This is a genomic window from Psychrobacter halotolerans (assembly GCF_039680845.1).
Classification (GTDB): domain Bacteria; phylum Pseudomonadota; class Gammaproteobacteria; order Pseudomonadales; family Moraxellaceae; genus Psychrobacter.
Genome location: NZ_JBDKWD010000004.1, coordinates 356746 through 377923, shown reverse-complemented (window position 1 = coordinate 377923; position 21178 = coordinate 356746). Strand labels below are relative to the sequence as shown.

General features: G+C 45.1%; 14 protein-coding genes. 6 read left to right on the top strand and 8 right to left on the bottom strand.

The features are described from left to right. Positions 1-29: 29 nt before the first annotated feature. Positions 30-752, bottom strand: coding sequence for a response regulator transcription factor (locus AAJP47_RS09885; RefSeq protein WP_346717745.1), 723 nt, complete (start codon positions 750-752; stop codon positions 30-32). 236 nt (positions 753-988) lie between these two features. Between AAJP47_RS09885 and AAJP47_RS09880 the strand changes: the two genes are divergently transcribed. Beyond that, positions 989-1510 (top strand): Spy/CpxP family protein refolding chaperone, encoded by a 522-nt coding sequence (locus AAJP47_RS09880; protein ID WP_346717744.1) that lies wholly within the window; start codon positions 989-991, stop codon positions 1508-1510. 187 nt (positions 1511-1697) lie between these two features. Here AAJP47_RS09880 and AAJP47_RS09875 read toward each other — a convergent pair whose 3' ends face one another. After that, positions 1698-3299 carry a hypothetical protein gene (locus AAJP47_RS09875; protein ID WP_346717743.1) on the bottom strand — a complete coding sequence of 534 codons (1602 nt, stop codon included), beginning with the start codon at positions 3297-3299 and terminating at the stop codon, positions 1698-1700. A 44-nt stretch (positions 3300-3343) separates the two neighbouring features. Then, on the bottom strand, positions 3344-5413 hold the full coding sequence (locus AAJP47_RS09870; RefSeq protein WP_346717742.1) for a hypothetical protein: 2070 nt from the start codon (positions 5411-5413) through the stop codon (positions 3344-3346). Positions 5414-5691: 278 nt separating this feature from the next. Here AAJP47_RS09870 and ggt point away from each other — a divergent pair, with 278 nt between their 5' ends. The 5 genes from ggt to cysE all read left to right on the top strand — a co-directional run bounded on the left by ggt (position 5692) and on the right by cysE (position 14835). Further along, entirely contained in the window at positions 5692-7641 is a 1950-nt protein-coding gene (gene ggt / locus AAJP47_RS09865) for a gamma-glutamyltransferase (RefSeq protein ID WP_346717741.1), read from the top strand. Positions 7642-8360: 719 nt separating this feature from the next. After that, positions 8361-12107 carry a DNA polymerase III subunit alpha gene (gene dnaE, locus AAJP47_RS09860; protein WP_346717740.1) on the top strand — a complete coding sequence of 1249 codons (3747 nt, stop codon included), beginning with the start codon at positions 8361-8363 and terminating at the stop codon, positions 12105-12107. A 72-nt stretch (positions 12108-12179) separates the two neighbouring features. Further along, positions 12180-12560 carry an Hpt domain-containing protein gene (locus tag AAJP47_RS09855; RefSeq protein ID WP_346717739.1) on the top strand — a complete coding sequence of 127 codons (381 nt, stop codon included), beginning with the start codon at positions 12180-12182 and terminating at the stop codon, positions 12558-12560. Next, positions 12560-13453, top strand: coding sequence for an RNA methyltransferase (locus AAJP47_RS09850; RefSeq protein WP_346717738.1), 894 nt, complete (start codon positions 12560-12562; stop codon positions 13451-13453). Before AAJP47_RS09855 ends, AAJP47_RS09850 begins: the two co-directional genes overlap by 1 nt. 506 nt (positions 13454-13959) lie before the next feature. Then, the gene (cysE, locus tag AAJP47_RS09845) at positions 13960-14835 is read left to right on the top strand and encodes a serine O-acetyltransferase (RefSeq protein WP_497198714.1); all 876 of its coding nucleotides are present in this window, start codon (positions 13960-13962) and stop codon (positions 14833-14835) included. 155 nt (positions 14836-14990) lie between these two features. On the opposite strand, the gene AAJP47_RS09840 is transcribed toward cysE, so the two are convergent. The 5 genes from AAJP47_RS09840 to hisC form a co-directional block, all read right to left on the bottom strand. After that, positions 14991-15542 carry a 2-amino-4-hydroxy-6-hydroxymethyldihydropteridine diphosphokinase gene (locus AAJP47_RS09840; protein WP_346717736.1) on the bottom strand — a complete coding sequence of 184 codons (552 nt, stop codon included), beginning with the start codon at positions 15540-15542 and terminating at the stop codon, positions 14991-14993. Then, entirely contained in the window at positions 15532-15918 is a 387-nt protein-coding gene (gene folB, locus AAJP47_RS09835; protein WP_346717735.1) for a dihydroneopterin aldolase, read from the bottom strand. The genes AAJP47_RS09840 and folB overlap by 11 nt, the downstream gene beginning before the upstream one ends. 206 nt (positions 15919-16124) lie before the next feature. After that, positions 16125-17075 carry an EamA family transporter RarD gene (rarD, locus tag AAJP47_RS09830; protein WP_346717734.1) on the bottom strand — a complete coding sequence of 317 codons (951 nt, stop codon included), beginning with the start codon at positions 17073-17075 and terminating at the stop codon, positions 16125-16127. Between the two features lie 365 nt (positions 17076-17440). Beyond that, positions 17441-19798: a bifunctional prephenate dehydrogenase/3-phosphoshikimate 1-carboxyvinyltransferase gene (locus AAJP47_RS09825; RefSeq protein WP_346717793.1), complete on the bottom strand. Its 2358-nt coding sequence runs from the start codon at positions 19796-19798 to the stop codon at positions 17441-17443. 153 nt (positions 19799-19951) lie between these two features. After that, positions 19952-21094: a histidinol-phosphate transaminase gene (gene hisC / locus AAJP47_RS09820; RefSeq protein WP_346717733.1), complete on the bottom strand. Its 1143-nt coding sequence runs from the start codon at positions 21092-21094 to the stop codon at positions 19952-19954. Positions 21095-21178: the final 84 nt, after the last annotated feature.

The following is a 21178-nucleotide window of genomic DNA, read 5'->3' as shown; positions in this document are numbered from 1 at the left end:
TGGGGTGTTTTTTATCGAGGCGTCCTTCATTAGAGTACCAGCTGATACCCTTTACCACGAACCGCTTTTATCGGCTCATCGTGGAAGGGTTGCAATTTTTTGCGCAGGCGCGAAACATGGACATCAAGACTGCGATCAAACGGCTGCAACTCACGCTGCAAGACATGCTCTGACAGCCAAGTCTTACTGACCACCTCCCCTTTTTGTTTGAGGAGCGCAACCAGCAGATCAAATTCTGTACCTGTCACTTGTAGCGCTACACCATCTATCTGGCAGACGCGCTGGTTTTGATCAAGCTGCAAGCGACTCTCTGGCAATGGCGAGTGCTCTGCGACCATCATATTGGTACGTTTAATCACCGCATTGATGCGCGCAAGCAACTCTCGAGGATTGCAGGGTTTGGTAATGTAATCATCAGCACCAAGCTCTAAGCCAATAATACGATCAATCTCCTCCCCTTTTGCGGTCAGCATAATCACCGGAATGTCACTAATATTGGGCAATTGACGCAGCACGCTCAGCCCATCGATTTTTGGCATCATAATATCGAGTACCAGCAAATCATAAGCAGCCGCGCTATGGTCATGATTGGTAGAGCTGCTATTACTGCTTGCGTTATTAGCCGCTTTAAGCGCGGCAATGACCGCTTCGCCATCGTGAACGCAGTCGCAGATCACGCCATGATTGTGCAAATACTCTTGTAGTAATTGGGTCAACTCTTCGTCATCATCGCCTAGCAATACATGAGGCACATCTGTCTCCTTACGTCTTAAATTTTTTCATTGACTATATTATCAGGCAAGTTCTTATTCATACGCCATAAACGTTACCTTTCTTAATATTTCATAAATGTTCGCAACTTTTAACTGTCGTAAGATAGCACCTATCAACCACAAGCAACTCGCCTATCTCTACCCTTTAGATAGCGCGTGGCAAAAAAACTTTATGGGTGCATTTGACCACACCCCATTCAATCAAGGATAACATGATGAAAAAATTATTATTGGGCTCAGTATTGGCAATGTCTAGCGTCTTTACCGTTACCGCCTGTACCAGCGTCAACGCAACCACCGACACTGCGGCAACAAGCAGCAAAATGCAGCATAAAGATGGCATGAAAAAAGGCGGTATGAGAGGCCCAATGTCTCAGTTGGATCTGACAGCGACGCAGCAAGCCCAAATCAAAGCCATCATGAAAGCAAAGCATGGCGACTATAAAGCTGAGCGTGCAAAACACCAAGCAGAACGCGCGCAAATGGATCAGCAGGTACAAGCACTGACCAATGCAAGCACACTAAATAACGCTGCCGTCAACCGTTTGGCTGATCAACAAGCGGCGAAAACCAAACAGCGTTTTATCGAACGTATGCAAACGCAACACGCCATCGCACAAGTCTTAACACCTGAGCAACGTGAAAAACTGGCCAAAATGAAAGCAGAAAAAATGAGCAAGGGTCATAAAGGCTCGGCACATCTTAAAATGCAGGACAAGCAGCGCCAAGGCATTTAACTTACTCATTAATAAAGTGAAGTAATGGACATAAGATAAAGTAATAGGCACAAGATAATTTTATATCAAACCTCTTGACCTTTTCTTACTGAGTGTACCAATACAAAAAAGTGCATCGTATCCACGGTGCACTTTTTTTATAAATCATTGTCATGTTTGACTATTTATTACCAGCTTAATCCCTTTTTTAATCAACCGCACCACTTCCTTCTATAGACATGGGAAATCTACTAAATACCATCTTACCCATAAAAGTACCATTGCCCTCACGGTAATATTGCATCAGCTCTTTGCCATATTTTCTCGCATCAATACTATTACTGGCATTCGGCACTTGCACATTACTTGGCAAGTTGGGAAACGCCATGTCTTTATTGCTTATTGCAGAATATTGCTGCAACACGTCTACGACCATTCCCTTGTTCGATGTGCCAGAAACGGCGTTGATTTTACTTGGTAATTCATCACGCAAATGCTGCCATTGGAGCTGACCACGTTTATTAAATCCATAAAGCGCTTGCACCTCAGCATTCGGACTCATTTTGTCCGCGTCACTCTCGTCATTATTGTCTATCTGGCTTTTTATCATAGCCAGTATCTGCTGTACCCAAGCCTTACTGGTAAAGTTGTCAGAAGCAATATCGGTTGTTTCATCAGGCTGATTTTCGCTGACCAGCTCCGGATATTGCTGGCTGATACGGTCATAGAAAATACGCATATAATCTTGATAAAACTGCTCATAGCTCTCAGCACTTTGTACACGGCGAATAATCTGATCGCTTGCAAGCATTGGGGTCAGCTGATGCGTGGGCAGTTTGGGAGAAAGCGATGCCAAGATATTCGGCGCCACATAATCGAACTGACTGACAGGGGCTTGTGCAAACGTTTGGTCCATCGCCGCAAAATGACTCTTTATCACCTCAGCGCCAAAGCCTTTGGGCAGCGTGCCATCATCAATGGCTATTTTTAGCCATTTATTTTGCCATTTTGTACCAAGTGAGTCGTCCAACATCGAGACGTTGAATATCGCAAAATTATCTGCCCATAGATAAATATCGCCATTCTTAAAATCGATATATATAGGCTGATTGATGCTGGTTTGATGATTGCGCGCTTGATACTGAGCACTTGCAAGGATGGTTGCCCTGCCCGCCATCGGCTGATAGATGCCTTGCGCATTGATAGACAACGGCTTTAGTAAATACGCGTCAAGCAGCTTTGCTTTTTTGCTATCGAGCTGCTTTGGTGTGTCGTCATAATTATCAAATAACTGCTGGTAAGATGGCGGCACCGTAATGTCACTATCGGACTGCTGGTCTACCCACGCCTCATAAGCCTGACTGCATTCAAGATAACGGTCTTTCAGTGCCGTACGCTGAATGTCATAACCCGCACTTAAGATATCTTTGTTTTGCGTTTCTGCTTGCGTAATTAAATCAGCGTACGCTTGGTCGTGCGTGTCTTCGCAATATTGATCCATATAGTCTGAGCCCGCCAATGCTTTTGTCTCTATATCAGCAGATTGCTGATCGTTATTAATCTCAACGTTGCTGTGGTAGCTAAACGATTGGCGGCGCTGCTTTTGCAACGCGGTTGCCAATGCGGTTTTGGCGGCCGCTGATGTTTGCTTGGCAGTCATGGCGCTAGACTGGCCTGAGTTACTAGAAAGACTGGTGGATTGACAGCCAGTTAGCAACAGCGCGCCTGTCAGAAACACACTAGCAAATAAGGTATTGCTTTTGATAGGTGACGACAAACAATGTTTAATGGCTTGATGATTTGTTTTCATGTTTTATCCTTAATAAATATTCGCTTAAACGTAACAAGGCAGCGTTATTGGATCTCTATGCTGTTGTCAGTATCATCGTCGCTATCTGTATCGTTGTAGTTTGCGTCCTCGTTATCACGCTCATCATCGAAGCGACTGTCGTGATAATCGTAGCGTGCGTAACGTGCCGTCGCTAGTCTGTCTTCTTGTTGACGCTGATCTGCCATCCAAGCATTACCATCAATGGCAGGTTTGGCATTTTCGCCAAAAGATTCGGCCAATAAAGGCGTTAATACATGATTGTTAAAGCTGGCTTTGTCATAGCGGACTTGGTTTAGCACGGTGGTGGTAGCGCCTAATAAGTCGCCACCGATATTCATACGTTGCTGCTTGGCGAGCAGACGATCTGAGCTGTCTAAATAATAGTAATTGATCTGATTAAAAGAGAGCGGTCCGATGGCTTCAATAAGCTGAAGTAATGCCCCTACATCCTGACTTTGGTAGCCTTTATTGTACAGCGCTGCCTTATCGAGCGCAGCTTTCAGCACAGCGCCATCAGGGTATTTTTCTGGATTGGCATCGACATAACTTTGGAGCGATTGCGTCATATATTTGAGTACTTTACCTATCATCTCACCGCTTTGCTGACTGCCAAAATAGACTTTTACCGCGTGGCTAGCCCCCACTTCTTTAGCAAACGGATCCTGACGAATGTCTACGGCACTAAAGTAATCAGGTGACAGCTCTGCCATGCTGTTCTGTATGGCGGAGATTACCGCATCATAAAGTACGGCTGGCGGTAATTGTGACGTGATAGCATCGGGCAAACCAAAACTCACCGTATGTGACGCCATCTGATTGGGTAACGGTGTGTTTTCAGGATTAACAAGCGCTACGATTGGCATAATAGCTGATGGATCGACTGTGATACGGCTATTGTTAAAATCGAATGCGAGTGGTATTTGTATCGATGAGCCGATCGTTGGTGTCACATAGTCATAGCTATAGACGCTTTGTAGTTGTCGCTTTTTAGGCTGATAATGACTGACGCTATTGAACGTTAAGTTTTTATATTGATAGGCATTTGATGCTGCTATCTGCTCAGGGGTACGGTGAAACATGTTTAGTATCTGATCAACGGTTACCGTAGGCTCCTCATACTCTTCGCTCACCGTTTTTGGCTGCTGTTTTGCCATTTGCATGGCTTCGTAGTTTCTTAGCAGGCCTTTTGGCTTTAAGCCTGACATGCCTGAGAGAATGCGATTTCTTCTGTCATCATTATCGCTGTCCTCTTCATTATCATCGTCGTCATCATAATTGTCGTCGTCATGATAGTTATCATCGTCGCCATATAATGACTCGTCATTTTCGCCAGCTTCCTCTAACGCCGTCGCTATTGCTGCTGCTTCATATTCGTTAGCATCTTCGTACGCTTCCTCAGTAACACCATCGTAAGCGACGCCATCGTAATCATCCTCAGTCGCAGACTCTGATGTACTTTCTTCAACGATGACTACTTCGTCTGCATGGTCGACGTCAGTATAGTCATAGCCGTTTTCATCATAGCTACTTTCACTATACTCATCATCATCGCTTTCTAGAGCAGACTGATACGCATAGGTTTCTATAATCGTTCTTAGTAAACTGCTTGCACCTGCGTCAATACTGTCTGGATCGATAAAAGGAGCAGCGTGATAATTGGCTTGCGCAACCGCAACATGCTCTGTGGCTAAATGCTGGCGAATAGCCGTGAGTAAGTGTGATTTGGCTTGATTCTCAGTATTGGGGTGTTTTTCTTGATTAAATAGTTGATCATAATGCGCGGATTTTGCGCTTAAAGCGTCATTAAATGCGCGACCCTGTGCTTGATTTTGGGCAGTATCAGTGATGCTAAAATCCAGCATATTATGTGATGCAGCTGTGGACGATGAAGCAGTTGGGCTCAATTGACACCCAGCAAGTATCAAAGAAGTACTGCCAAGCAACATGGCTGAGTAAGCAATAGAAGATAATTTACGCGATTGATGGGACAAACCGTTTTTATGAAGGGTCAATTTATGAGAGATCAAAGAATCATGCCGTGTTTTTTTAAAATTACACTGCTGATCGTGGTTATTGTTTTGGTTGGGTGACATAAAAATCCCTTCATTCATATAAACAGTCAATAGTGGATGTATGTTGGCAAATGTATTTATAACACAAAAGGTTACAATGTAGTAAGATTAGAACGGTCTTTTTAAGCCGTTTTTTATTTCTTATGATTTATTTTAATAAAAGAAGTCATATTTGAACCAATAATGAACATAAAAAATAGAATTTAATAAACAATTTTCTATTAGGCGCAATTTTCGCTATTATTTAAGTGTCTCAATTATTGCTCACTGTTTCTCAACCATAAAAAAAGGATTTTGCGATGTCACCACTCTTTTCTGACCATTGTCACGCTACTCAGCCGAGTAAATCAAAACCCAAAACATCCTTCAAAACAATTAACTTACTTATTAGTAGCGCTCTATTTCTATCCGTATCCGCTCATGCGCTTGAAACTACAGATTCGGTCAATAATGGTGCGATAAGTACGACTTCCCTTAATACCAGTGCGATTAATCTGCCGATTGTGACCAACGCACCGATGGTTGTGACTGAAAATCAGCGCATTACCCGCGCAAAAACCAGCACGCTTAAACCCACGACTAGCAAAGCCAAAACCGATCAAGCCATCTATTCTGCAGATGCCATTCATCATCCGGTCTGGGCAAAAAATGGCATGGTTGCCACGCAAGAAAAGCTGGCCTCTGATATTGGTCTTCAGATTTTGAAAGATGGCGGTAATGCCGTCGATGCTGGTGTCGCTGTGGGCTTTGCCCTTGCCGTGACTTTACCGCGCGCAGGCAACATTGGCGGCGGCGGTTTTATGATGATTTATGATGCCAAACAAGGCAAAACCGTGGCACTCGATTATCGCGAAAAAGCACCGCAAAGCGCCACGCGTGATATGTACCTTGATGGCGAGGGAAATGCTGTCAGTGATTTATCTCGTTATCATGGGCTCGCCGTTGGTGTACCGGGCACGGTTGCAGGTTTGCTTAAGGCATTAGAGGAGCACGGCACCATGAGCCGTGAGCAAGTGATGGCACCCGCGATTGCCTTGGCAGAAGACGGCATTGAAGTAACAGCAGGGTTGTCTGAGTCGCTAGAAGCCTTGAGTGATCGCATGCAAAAATGGCCCAGTACCAAAAAGGTATTTTTCAAACCCGATGGCAGCACCTATCAGCCCGGCGAGCGCCTAAAGCAGCCAGAGCTTGCCCGCTCCCTAAAGCTGATTGCCACGCAAGGGGCCGATGGATTTTATAAGGGCGATACTGCTCGTAAGTTGGTGAAAGCGGTCAATGACGCCGGCGGGATCATGAGCTTGCAGGATTTGGCCAACTACGAAGCCATCGCCCGCGAACCGGTCAAAGGGAACTACCGTGGTTATGAGATTGTCTCTATGCCGCCTCCTTCTTCTGGTGGTATTCACATTATCCAAATTTTGAATATCTTAGAAGGCTATCCATTAAAAGACTACGGACAAAACAGCGCCCAAACCATTCATCTAATGGCAGAAGCCATGCAGCTTGCGTATGCTGATCGCGCTGAGTACTTAGGCGACTCTGACTTTATCGACGTGCCAGCCAGTGGTTTAACTTCGCAAGCTTACGCGGATAAATTACGGGGCTTGATTGATCCAAACAAAGCCACGCCAGCGTCGACAATTAAAGCCAACAACCCACTTCCCTACGAGAGTGATCAAACCACGCATTTCTCTGTCGTAGACAAAGATGGCAATGCGATTGCCAATACTTATACGCTCAACTTTTCTTACGGAACTGGTTTGGTTGCTGACGGTACAGGTATTTTACTCAACAATGAGATGGATGATTTTTCTGCCAAACCAGGCGTGCCCAATGGTTATGGTTTATTAGGCGGTGAAGCCAATGCCGTTGAAGCCAATAAGCGTCCACTTTCCTCTATGAGCCCAACGCTGGTCTTCAAAGACGATAAGCCTTATATCGTCACGGGCAGCCCTGGTGGTAGCCGCATTATTACAACCGTTCTGCAAGTCATATCCAACGTCATCGACCATGATATGAATATCGCTGAGGCGACCCATGCCCCGCGTATTCATGACCAATGGTTACCGGATGAAATTCGTATCGAAAAAGCGCTCAACGTAGATACCATTAAAAAACTAGAATCCATGGGACATACGGTGAGTCCACAAGCCGCGATGGGTTCAACACAGTCGATTATGGTTACCCCAGATGGTGTTTATGGCTCATCTGACCCGCGTATTGTCGATGCGGCCGTGGTTGGTTATTGATTTGGTTTTTTATGGAGCATAAGCTGTTGCCGGAAATAACGTGGCGACAGCTTTTTTAGCTTATTATATTGATTTGATGATCGTAAATTTTATAACCAAAAAGGTCTTCTATAATTAGTCAGTTATAGAAGACCTTTTATTTTAAAAAAAACCTCGCTTATCTTTATATAGTCAGTCCTAAATAAAAAAGATACGAATATGATCATACAATACTGGCAACCATTTTCCTTGCTTGCTGTGCCGTTGCTGACAGAGGCAGCGCAAAATGGTCGCCAGTATTGCTGTATTTCTCTTATAGTGGATCGACTATACTCTTAAAAACGGCGATTAATACCGTTTTATCTTTTCAAAAAATTCATTATCTAATAACCGTTTTGGGCGGGCATTGACTTCTTTTAAACCTACCTTATTATATAAAAAATAACGTTAAATCTGTTTTTGTCATAATAACTTAAAGACAAATGTTTATGTCACTCCTATGAATATAAAAATCCCTCATACTTCACACGCGCTTCTTAAGAAAACATCCGCTCTCATAGCGATTACTGTCCTCAATCAGTGGTTGTCATTGGCAAATAATGGTATTATTAACGACCTGATTTAAAACGAATAAACACGATTCCCTCTGTGTTTTTCGTCTCATATACCAGATTAAATATTTGATAATATTGAATTTATTTTGTTATCAAAGTTTTTAATCGCATCCGTAAGAGTCCTCTATGGCATTTGTACACCTTGGCATTCACAGCGAATATTCAATCACCGATTCTATCGTGCGCATCAAGCCGTTAGTCAAAGCGGCGGCAGCGGACAATCAGCGCGCGATTGCATTAACTGATTTGTCTAACCTTTATGCGACAGTGAAATTTTATCGCGCTTGCCTAGGCGCAGGTATTAAGCCAATTATTGGCAGCGAAGTCATCATGGATAATGAAGACACGCGCCTCACTTTATTGGCGATGAATAATGAAGGGTATCAAAACATCACTCGTATCGTCTCGCTTGGATTCACTGAAGGTCGCGCTGACCCTGTCAATCATGGCACGCCAGTTATTAAGCGTCGTCATATCTTAGAGCATGCGGCAGGTGTGATTGTCTTATTTGCTGAAAAATCAGACGTCGGACAAGCATTGGTCGGCTCTATGCCAGAAAAAGCCGATGAGCTGCTTGCTGAATGGCAAGCACAATTTCAAGATCGTCTATATTTTGCCATCAAGCGTACCAATCGCTCAGGGGAAGATGCCTTTATCAAAGCGGCGATTCACTCGGGTGCCAAACACAATATTCCTATCATTGCGCACAATGACGTGCGCTTTTTAGAGCAAGACGATTTTGACGCTCATGAAGCGCGCGTTTGTATCGCAGGCTCGTATGTACTGGCTGATCCCAATCGTCCGCAAACCTATTCAGATGAGCAATACCTAAAAACCCAAGAACAAATGACGCAACTGTTTGCTGACATTCCGCAGGTGGTTGAAAACACTTTACGCTTGGCCACGCGCTGCAATGTCACCTTGACGCTTGGCATCAACGTATTGCCTGACTTTCCCGTACCTGAGGGTGAGACGATTGAATCGTTTTTTCGGGCAGAATCCCAGCGCGGTCTCGATCATCGCTTAGACAAGCTATTTCCTGTAGAAACGCGCAGTGATAACTGGAGCGGTATTCGTCAGAAATATGATGAGCGCTTAGAGTATGAGCTTGAAGTTATTTTATCCATGGGCTTCCCCGGTTATTTCTTAATCGTGATGGACTTTATCCGCTGGGCAAAAGCCAATGGTGTGCCTGTGGGGCCGGGACGTGGTTCTGGTGCAGGCTCACTTGTCGCCTATGCATTAAATATCACCGATCTTGACCCCATTCATTATGATCTATTGTTTGAGCGCTTCTTAAACCCTGAGCGGGTATCGATGCCCGATTTCGATATTGACTTTTGTATCGAAGGTCGCGATCGGGTCATTGATTATGTGGCGCAAACTTATGGACGCGAAGCCGTCTCACAGATCATCACCTTTGGTACGATGGCGGCAAAAGCCGTGGTGCGCGATGTGGCACGAGTACAAAGCAAGTCCTACTTTTTGGCCAATAAGATATCTAAGCTCATCCCCAAAACGCCCGGCATTACCCTTAGCCAAGCGTTAGAGCAAGAGCCACAGCTTAAGGACTTAATCTCCAATCCTGACAATATGGATTATGAAGACGCCATTGAGATTTGGGAGATGGCGATCAAGCTTGAAGGCGTTTGCCGAAACGTTGGTAAACACGCAGGTGGTGTCCTCATCGCGCCGCACAAAATCACTGATTTTAGCGCCATTTATTGTGATGATGAAGGACATCGCGTCAGCCAGTTTGATAAAGACGATGTTGAAGCGGTTGGGCTGGTCAAGTTTGACTTTTTGGGTTTGCGTAACTTAACCGTCATCAATGCCGCGGTTGAAAACATCAATCTGCGCCGTGCCAAAGAAGGCAATGACGCCTTGGTGTTAGAAGATTTGCCTTTAGATGACGTCAAAGCTTATAAGCTACTACAAGATGCAAAAACCACCGCGGTCTTTCAGTTAGAAAGCATGGGCATGAAAAAGTATTTGGCCAAATTGCAACCGACCAATATCGAAGACGTGATCGCTATGTGTGCCTTGTATCGTCCGGGACCATTGGACGCTGGCATGGTAGAGATGTATATCGACCGTAAGCATGGCCGTGAAGAAGTCATCTACGATCATCCCAATCTTGAGCCAATTTTAGAGAACACCAACGGCGTTATTGTCTATCAAGAACAGGTCATGCAAATCTCGCAGGTGATGGCAGGCTATAGCTTGGGCGGCGCTGATATGCTACGTCGCGCTATGGGTAAAAAAAAGCCGGAAGAGATGGCCAAACAGCGCGATATCTTTGTGACAGGTGCCACTTCACAAGGCATCGATGAGGTCACATCAGGCGGCGTTTTTGACTTGATGGAAAAGTTCGCCGGTTACGGTTTTAACCGCTCGCATTCGGCAGCTTACGGCGTATTGGCTTATCAAACGGCCTATTTAAAACAGTACTATCCTGCTGAATTTATGGCAGCGGTACTCACCTCTGATATGAACAACACCGACAACGTGGTGTTCTTTATCAATGACTGCCGTGAAAACTTTGGCTTAAGCGTGGTCAATCCATCGGTTAACCGCAGTGAGTGGCATTTTGTCGCTGATACGCCAACCAATATCATTTATGGGCTGGGTGCGATTAAAGGCGTGGGTGAAGGCGCAGTTGAATCGATCGTGGAAGCACGTCGCACGGATGGGCCTTTTAAAGACTTATATGACTTTTGTCGCCGCGTAGATATCAAAAAGGTCAATAAGCGCACGCTTGAAGCGTTAGTGAGCGCTGGCTGTTTCGATGACTTTGCCGCAACGCTGCGTCCTGATTTGCCAGCCGATACCGCTTTTGAGATTCGCGGTGCATTGATGAGTCAATTACCCAATGCCGTACAAGCCGCTGAGCAAGACCGTCAAAACCGCGAAATCGGTATGATGGATTTGTTCGGTGAAATGGATGGTGTGGTCGCAGCGCCGCCATTGGTGATGACACCAGAATTGATTTGGGGAGACAAGCATCGTCTCAAGGCTGAAAAGAACACCTTGGGTCTCTACTTAACGGGTCATCCAATCAATGAGTATTTAGACGAGCTCAAACGTTATACCTCAGGCGTTCGCCTCAATAAACTGACTGATACTGGTTACAACGGCAGCTGTTATTTTTCAGGATTGATCATAGATATCGCCAATTTTGGCAATCGCAATGTGATCACCTTAGATGATGGTACGTCTCGCCTTGAAGTCAGCTGTTATGCCGAGCGCTTTAACCGCGTCAAAGAGCAATTGAAGGTCGATGAAGTGGTCATTATCAAAGGCAGCATTCGTGAGCGCGATGGACGTTTATTTGCCCGTCTTGATAGTGCGATGAGCATCGTGGATGCACGCCTGCGCTGGCTCAAAAAAATCAGTATCAAAATTCATGGTAGTGATATCAATTTGCTCACGCGTCTGCAACCTTTACTCAAATCAGCGCAAGCAGATATCATACCAGCACCGCGCTTGGGGTATAATAGCGAGCAGGACGAGCAAGATAATTATGGTAGCGGCGGCAACGACGGTGCTTATGATCCCGCGATGGGCGGCAGCTTATACGACGAAGATGGCAACGACTTATTGGCGTTAGAGAGCGACATGAACCAAAATGCGCCTTATCCAAATGGCGGCACTCAAAGCTTGACCGATCAAGGTTATGCCAACAACGCTTTGAGCAATACAGATGCTTCTATCAATGACAATTGCCTTCCACTTGGTCTGAGTATTTATGAAGCATTTGGGATCGCCAATGTAGGCCTGTCTGAACATTGGCGCATCTACCCTAACGACGACAACTTACAGCAATTGAAAACCATGGTTAGTGAAGATAACTTACATTTTCATTATAGCTAAGATGTCTTTTGTTCCCAGTTAATTTATCATAGTCATTTGATGGTTTAATTTCTAAAAAATGGATACAAGATCATGGACGCAATGCCTAATACCAACAACCACTTTCAGAATGATGAAGAAATCATCAACCATGAACAGTTTGAAGAAATGCGTGATTTATTAGAAGAAGACTTTGCAGATTTGATACAAGTCTATATCACTGATAGTCATGAGCGAGTAGCAGCACTACGAGTGGCTCAGCAGAAGAATGACAATGCCAATGGGTTTGAGAGTGCTCATGCCCTAAAAGGCGCTAGTGCCAACTTGGGCACCACACAATTGGTTAAACTTTGCAGAGAGCTGCAAGAACGTTGCCGCGAGCGTCTTATCGGCGAGCAAGCTGAACTTATAGAAGCTATCGCTGCCGCATTGCAGCGCGCTGAACAAGAAATCCATCAAAGATTGGGACAATAATGAGTCAAGATTCATCATCCGTAGTATCAGCGCCATCAGTCTCTACCGCCAGCGACTATCTCGATTGTGTGCAAGTTGTCATGGTCAATACCACCTTGCCTGCCAATATTGGCTCAGCGGCGCGCGCCATGCATACCATGGGCTTGTCGCGTTTGACGGTGGTTGATCCTAAGCACCCAATCGATGATTCTAGTGTGTCTCACGCAGCAGGTGGTAGTGACTTGTTGTCATCCGCAGTCATCGCCCCGACGCTTGAGTCTGCTATAGCCGATTGTCAGCTCGTGTTTGCGGCCAGTAGCCGTAGCCGTCATTTACCGCGACCTGTGGTCACGCCTACGCAAGCGGCCAAAATCATGTTGGAATTTATTGACAGTCAAACTGCTTTAAATTCAAAAGACACGCTAAGTGAGCACCAAACCAGCGATACCATAAGCCCGCCAAATATTGCTATTCTATTTGGTCGCGAAGATCGGGGTTTGACCAATGAAGAGCTGGCTTATGCAGATTATCATATTCAAATCGATGCCAACCCTGCCTACCCTGTACTAAATGTCGCTTCAGCCGTGCAGGTTATTGCCAGCTTTATTTTTGCTTACGTGAACACGCATAGTCAAACAATTGACAATAGCATGAACGATAATGATAGCGCCGTAGCTCAGACGACATTAGACGTGCATCTGCGTCAGCAATGGGATGAGCCCGCCATTACGCAGCAGCAACTGCAACAGCTTACTCAGCGTACCACTGATCTGATGGTTCAGCGCGGTTTGGCAGATAGCGAACACTTAAAGTCACTGCCCTCTCGATTGTCCAGACTGGGCTCACGCCTACAGCTTGATCAAAAGGAATACCAGCTATTAAGCGCATTAATTGCCAAACTTTCAAAAGACTGATACCCGCTTGATTATTGAATCGATATACAGTCGATAGTGATAAGCTGACACTCAGATATTAATGCACGTTCACTTGATCATTTATCTCTATATTTTATGATATAAAGCTGCTATAACTTAACAAATATAACTTAACAAACTGAAGCATCAACACGCTTTGATTCTATTTATAATATAAATATATAGTCAGGCTAATATAAAAGAAATACAGCGTAACTGGATAAATTTCACGAAGCCTCTATCGCGATAGGCACAGTCAACACGCAAGCAAAATTTTTATCCGTTACGCGCTATCGTATTATGTATCTATTTTATTGAGTAGCGACTACAAATACGATTATCAATAACAACCAACACACTCAGCAAAATAATAATTAAACAGTGGTTCATAATAGCAACGGCAGAATGAGGTAATTCCTCTTTTGTCTAAGCGCCGCCACTTTACAGACGAATAGATAGGACGCTATATGTCATTGCCAGCCAAATGGTTCAAATCGCTTGCCACCATCAAAAAAGATTTAACAGAAGATATCGATGCGGTGTTCAACCGTGATCCTGCCGCGCGTAACAGTCTAGAAATCATCCTAACCTATCCTGGCTTTCATGCGCTTATTTTGCATCGCGGTGCCCATTACCTTTGGAATAACGAACAAAAACTGGCAGCACGTGTCGTCTCTTACGGCTCACGTATCGTTACGGGTATTGAAATTCATCCAGCAGCCAAGATTGGCAAACGATTTTTTATCGATCATGGTGTGGGTGTCGTCATTGGTGAGACGGCTGAGATTGGCAACGATGTCACGTTGTATCATGGCGTCACACTCGGCGGCGTCTCTTGGAATAATGGCAAACGTCACCCAACGCTAGAAGATGGCGTCACGGTTGGTGCTGGCGCAAAAGTGTTAGGGCCATTCACCGTTGGCAAAAACGCCAAGATTGGTTCAAACGCTGTGGTGGTCAAACCAGTACCAGCAAATGCAACGATGGTGGGCAGTGCAGCACGTATGATTTCAGACCATCATGATGAAAGAGGCAATCCCATCACGACCAAAGTTCAAGATGCCAAACAGCAAGAAAAAGTGGCACAAGCATCAGGTACTACCGATAAAGATCAGGCGAAAAACACGGCGTCAAATACCAAGCGTACCACTACTTTTCAGGCGTATGGTGTCGATCCTTCTTCACAAGACCCCATCACAGAAGCCTTTGCTAAAATGCTGGAGCATATTCAGCAGTCAGAGAATCGTCTCGATCAGCTACAAGCCGCGATGTGCCAAATCGATCCTGAGTTTTGTAAAAAAGAATATGATAAGCTAAGTTTAGAGGATTTTGACATGATTGATCGGTCTGATATGGATGAGGCAGACGCTCAGTCAAAGTAAAAATTTACTTAATGATTAGGGCTTGTGCTTAGCGTAACTAAGCATGCGCCCTGATACCATACAGTTTACGCATTTTTATTACTCTAGCTCTGATGGTTTTTCCTGTGCTAAATTGAAATAGCAATTAACTCTCTACGCTAAATCGCCATTCTTAATCAATTCTTCGACTCACTAACTCTTCGACTCACTAATTCTTCGATTCCTACTGCTTCATGCGTTTTAAATGGATAACGATTTGCCATAACAATCCATTTAGAAATATTTATTTTGCTTAGGCTATTTTTGTTTATATATAAGCTGGTATATAAATTGACAAGCAATATATCAATGTCCATGGTCACTTGTTTTATGGACATTGATCGCTCTGTCAAACGCTGCCTTTGACAATCACATTCAATCTGTCTGAGTGTTTGTTGTAGCTGCGCCAATGTCAGGGGCGATTTTAAGGCCAAATAGGCGCATTGATTGGTATAGTCAGGTTTTGGCAATGCCAGCGTCGCTGTAAAATCAGGATTTTGAAATGCCGTCGACAGCTCTATCTCGCCTAACTCTGCTAGACGTGATAGAGCAATCGGCAAGTACGTGTCGGCATGATAATTACTGCCCAACGCGAGCAGCACTGCTGTCACCTCATGCGTTTGCAGCACTTCAGGCTCGTATCTGTCTAATGCCTTGATGTTTAAATCAGCCAACACGTTATGCATCATTGGCTGAAACTTTGGCATGTCGCGTGATTTGCACACCGACCGCATCCGCTTGCTTAATCGCAGTCGGTTTGGCAATACTTAGTGTGACTTTTTGACTGGCGTATTTTTCGAGTAACTTGTCCGCAATTTGCCCAGCTAGATGCTCAAGAAGCTTTGCTTTGATTGCTTGGCACCATTCACTCACATCATCGCAGACGGCTTTATAATTCAGCGCATCGCTGACATCATCTGACACGGCAGCGCGGCTAATGTCCGTTTCAAGCACAATGTCAATCAATAGCGGCTGAGTAATCGCGCGCTCCCACTCATAAACGCCAATCACCGCCTCTACTTTCAAGCCTTTTACAAATACGACATCAGACTGGGTATGAAACATGCTTTCATCCTTGTTTGCTAATTTTATCATTCGAGTTTTAATTAAAGTATAGTCAATCCAAGATAAAAAAGGCACAGCGAGAATGGGACTCATTTTTTGATGCCTCTGTCTGCGAAGGCACAGCAAGCAAGAAAAATTGGTTCCAGTCTCGCTCTATCATTTCTTGTATTCATTTTATTTAGAGTCAATTATATTTAGTCCACCAACTATAATGCCGTTTCCCGTAAACGCTCAGCTTTCAACACTTTGCTTGGACGATGACGCCACAAATCAATGCTAAATAATAGCAGACCCAGCCAAATCAAACCAAACACGGCCAAACGATGCAAGTCAAAAGGTTCGTTATAATAGAACACCGCCAAGAAGAAAATAAAGGTCGGCGTCAGATAATTCATAAAGCTTAAAATACTAAAAGCGACCTGCTTGGTTGATTTATTAAACAGCAAGAGCGGTATCAAGGTAATAGGGCCTGCCAGCATCAATAGCCAAATGTTTGGACTAAACCAAAAGCTCAGCTGGCTACTAACCACATCTGCCTGCCAAAACCACCATAGACATATTGGCACTAGCATCGTCGTTTCGACAAACATGGCATCAACAGCAGTCAAAGGCGTTTGCCGTTGAATCGTACCATAAGTACTAAAGCTAAACGCTAATATCAGCGATATCCATGGCAAACTCCCAATCATCACCACTTGAATGACGACAGAAAACAGCGCAAAGCCAATGGCGATCCATTGTAGAGGACGCAAACGCTCTTTAAATAAGATCATCGATAGCGCCACCCCTACCAATGGTCCGATAAAATACCCCAAACTGGCTTCAAGAATGCGGTCATGATTGACTGCCCATACATACGTGAGCCAATTGGCAGCGATAATCAGACCAGAGATGAAAGAGAATGCGATCCATCTTGGATTTTGTTTAAGCGTCTCGATCCACTGCCAGCGTTTGGTCGCTACCAACACGACAAGCAAACAGGCAAACGTCCAGATGATACGGTGACCGATAATCTCAGTCGCATCATAGGCTGCTAGCTGCTTAAAATATAGTGGAAAAATGCCCCAAATAAGAAAAGCACTCAGCGCGGTTAAAATACCACGTCTGGTGGTTTGGATAGGAGCAGTAGGTTTTTTGGTGACGTCTTGGGTAGCCATATTACAGTACAACGTTTTAGAGCAAAGCGCCTCCTAACTTATGCGAATCTTTCATATCAACACAGGGGTTAGAAGGCAGGGTCACTACAGATAAGATATAAGTTAAAAAGCAATGTGTGAATGCCTATGTAGACATCAACACATTGCTAAAAACAACCACGAATTTTAAAAAATTTACCGATAACTACTTAAGAATTAAGCGGCTCACTCATTGATAGGTTATACAGTCGATCTACTTCAAAAAGAGTACGGTGCTACTGGAGTAAATTTTACGAAGCATCTGTCACGCCTCCGAACAGCAAGCGAGGAAAATTTATACCAGTAGAAAGCTATGACCGTATTTATTTTGGATGAACGGTACAGTCTTAAGCACTTATGCTATCAACTTGAATAGCCATACCAATTTGATTGGCAAGTTCTGCAAATCCTGGGAAGCTGGTATTGACGGTTTCAACTCCTTCGATGGTGATTAGTTCCGATGCTCGTAAGCTGGCAACCGCAAAGCTCATGGCGATGCGATGATCATGATGTGAGGTGATGTGACCGCCACCAAAGACAGGTTGGCTATTATTAATTTGACCGTTTTGACTATCAGTTCCTTTACCCCCAATGCCCTTACCCTCAATGCCCTTACCCTCAATGCCCTTACCCTCAATGATTAGGCCATCGTCCGTCACAGTACAATCAATACCAAGTGTTTGTAAGCCTTCAGCCATGACTGCGATCCGGTCAGATTCTTTAACACGCAACTCTTTTGCACCCGTTAATACCGTACGGCCTTGCGCGCAACTAGCCGCAATGAATAGTACTGGAAATTCGTCAATCGCTAGTGGCACTAGATGCTCTGGTATCTCAATACCCACTAAGTTAGAAGCGCGAATCGTAATGTCTGCAACGGGTTCGCCGCCCACATGCGTCTCATTGCTCAAGCTGATATCGGCTTGCATCAATTTTAAAATATCGAGGATACCTGTACGTGTCGGGTTGATACCCACTTGCGTTAAGGTCAACTCACTACCTTGACTGATGGCGGCCGCCACCATAAAAAAGGCCGCTGACGATATATCAGCAGGTACAGCGATATCACCACCCGTTAATGTACCGCCGCCTTTCACACTGATGCGATTGCCATCGACCGTGACTGGATAACCAAAAGCTGACAGCATACGCTCGGTGTGATCACGGCTGACTTCTGGCTGAGTAATGGTCGTTGTGCCTTCGCTCCATAGACCGGCTAACAATAAGCAGGACTTAATCTGAGCAGAAGCAACTGGCAGCTCATAATCGATACCTTGTAGTGGCTTGCCAACCGAGTCTCGGCCTGTGATGCTGAGTGGCGCTGTCCCGCTGTGACCTGTGCTTTGAATAACCGCACCCATTTCACGTAGCGGTGCTGCTACACGCTCCATTGGACGTTTATTTAAACTGGTATCGCCTAACATCACACTATCGAATGGTTGCGCGGCTAAGATACCAGCAAGCAGACGCATACTGGTACCTGAATTGCCCATATATAGGGGTGTTTTGCTTGGCTTTAAGCCATTCATACCGACCCCATGAATGGTCAAATTACCGTTATGAGGTCCTTCAATAGTCACGCCCATGTCGCGAAACGCTTGCAAGGTTGCAAGCGCGTCCTCGCCTTCCAAGAATCCTGTGACATGGGTAACGCCCGTTGCAAGGCTACCCAGCATGATGCTGCGATGAGAGATGGACTTATCACCAGGAATGGCAATCGTGCCAGAAACAGTGTTGCTGGGCGTAATAATATAAGAAGCTGACATGGCAGAAGTATCCGTATAAGGGGTGCTGGCTAACATATGGCCAAAATGTCGCCGTGCGGCTTGCGCGCGGCCCAAAAGTCCCATCAGGGCGGTTGAATCTTTATCGATGATAAGCTGGCGCAGCGTCTGCAAATAGACACCATACTCATCAAGTGCATTGACAATGGCGTTTTGATTGGCAAAAAATATGTCATGCCACATTTTAGGGTCACTAGCCGCAATGCGGGTAAAATCGCGAAAGCCACCAGCAGCATAGCGAAACATATCCAAATTGTCGTCGTGACTTGCCAGCTGTTCGACCAAATTAAATGCTAGCAAGTGCGGCAAATGACTGGTATGTGCCAATATGGCATCATGATGGTCCGCCGCCATCGGCATGACTTTTGCGCCCACCGCTTCCCATAACAGGCGTAGCTTAGCAATGGCTACCTTGTTGGTCGTGGGCAATTCACAAACGATGACACTATGATTGACAAATAAGCTGGCGCGGCGAGCATGATATCCTGAATCCTCAGCGCCAGCAATCGGATGCGCGGGCACCAAGCCTGTTGGTAGCGGATCAAAAACAGATTTGGCCGCCTCAATGATATTGACCTTGGTGCTACAAACATCGGTAATGATACAATTCGCAGCAAGTTGTCCATCGTCCATCGCCTGCTTAATATCAGCAAATACTGCTTGTACTGCCTGTACGGGCACAGCAATGATAATCAAATCACTACCACCGATCACATCTTGTAGATTTGAGCTACCCGCCTCCAGTAGCCCTTGTTTGATGGCCTCTTCTATACTTGGCATATGTCTATCGACTGCCACCAAACGCGAACTTAGGCCATTGTCTTTGATAGCTTGGGCAAGGCTGGCACCGATTAGCCCAAGTCCAATCACGCAAACTTGCTTGAACAACGCGTGCTTCGTTACTGGCGGCTGAGTATTGATAAGTGGTTGATTCTTATTCTTTTGATTTTTTTGCGGACGACTCACGGTTTTTCCCGTTGTACAAACGAGCACCTAGATAAAACAATCTAGCATTCGTATTATAAAATTTATTGATGGACTGACGTGTTCTTCAAAGAACACTTGGCAACCCTATCAGTCTTCACTCAAGATAGATTGCAAGGTATCAATCAAACGTAGATTGTCTTCTGCTAACCCAACAGTAATGCGCAGCCAGTTAGGAAGACCATACGCTGTCAATGGGCGCACGATAACCCCTTGCTCGAGCAATGCTTGATAAATCACAGCAGCCGTGGTGTCCTCCATCTCAACCTCCACTTCTACCATGATAAAATTGGCATGCGACTTGATAAACCCCAATCCTAACGCATCAAACTGCTTTTCAAGCCAACGCATTTGCTCGTTGTTGGTTGCGCGAGTATCGGCAATGAAGGCTTGATCCTTTAGGGCCGCAGCAGCGGCAGCCAGACCAATACGGCTGACGTTAAATGGCTGACGAATTCGATTGAGCAAATCGGCTACTGCCACTGAGCTTAGGGCATAACCGACGCGCAGACCCGCCAGTCCATACGCTTTAGAAAAAGTGCGGACAATGACCACATTGGCAAATTCATCTAACAGCGCGCGATTGTTACTTTCAGGACTGTATTCGATATAAGCCTCGTCCAATACCACCAATACTGAGCTTGGCACACTGGCCACAAATTCGTGCAACGCTTTGTGTTCAAGTTGTGTGCCCGTGGGATTGTTTGGATTGGCAATAAATACTATTTTAGTATTTAGATTGTCTTGAACGGCTTGGCTCATGGCTTTTAAATCATGACCAAAGCGCTGGGCGGGTACCTCGATACCCTTAGCCCCTTGCATCTTTGCTAGCATCGGATAAACGATAAACGCATACTGACTATAAACAATGGCATCATCAACGCCTGCAAAACTACGCGCTAAAATATCAAGCAAATCATCAGAACCATTACCGAGGGTAATCTGATCGACACTCACCTCATTAAAATCCGCCAACGCTTCCTTGAGATAATAGCCATTACCATCCGGATAACGCGCCAGCTGACCCAATTGCTCCGTCACTGCCAACGTTACATGCGGCGAGCAGCCCATGGGGTTTTCATTGCTCGCAAGTTTGACCACATCTGAGATGCCATACTCACGTGTCAACTCTTCTACTGGCTTGCCTGTTTGATACGGTGCCAACGCTAAAATACTATCATAGGCCGGTTTGAGCGGTGCTAAACTTGACGCTGTCGATTCAGTAGGCTGCATGGTTTATCCTTAGCTGTGGTCAGATATCCATTATTGGTCATGGCTGATGTCAGTCATGACCGCTATTAATACTAAAAATTTGGC

Coding starts and splice junctions, on each gene's coding strand:
- AAJP47_RS09855 (WP_346717739.1), top strand. CDS start 12,180: ATGGACGCAATGCCTAATACCAACAACCACTTTCAGAATGATGAAGAA.
- hisC (WP_346717733.1), bottom strand. CDS start 21,094: ATGCAGCCTACTGAATCGACAGCGTCAAGTTTAGCACCGCTCAAACCG.
- folB (WP_346717735.1), bottom strand. CDS start 15,918: ATGTTTCATACCCAGTCTGATGTCGTATTTGTAAAAGGCTTGAAAGTA.
- AAJP47_RS09850 (WP_346717738.1), top strand. CDS start 12,560: ATGAGTCAAGATTCATCATCCGTAGTATCAGCGCCATCAGTCTCTACC.
- rarD (WP_346717734.1), bottom strand. CDS start 17,075: ATGGCTACCCAAGACGTCACCAAAAAACCTACTGCTCCTATCCAAACC.
- AAJP47_RS09870 (WP_346717742.1), bottom strand. CDS start 5,413: ATGTCACCCAACCAAAACAATAACCACGATCAGCAGTGTAATTTTAAA.
- ggt (WP_346717741.1), top strand. CDS start 5,692: ATGTCACCACTCTTTTCTGACCATTGTCACGCTACTCAGCCGAGTAAA.
- AAJP47_RS09880 (WP_346717744.1), top strand. CDS start 989: ATGAAAAAATTATTATTGGGCTCAGTATTGGCAATGTCTAGCGTCTTT.
- AAJP47_RS09875 (WP_346717743.1), bottom strand. CDS start 3,299: ATGAAAACAAATCATCAAGCCATTAAACATTGTTTGTCGTCACCTATC.
- dnaE (WP_346717740.1), top strand. CDS start 8,361: ATGGCATTTGTACACCTTGGCATTCACAGCGAATATTCAATCACCGAT.
- AAJP47_RS09840 (WP_346717736.1), bottom strand. CDS start 15,542: ATGATGCATAACGTGTTGGCTGATTTAAACATCAAGGCATTAGACAGA.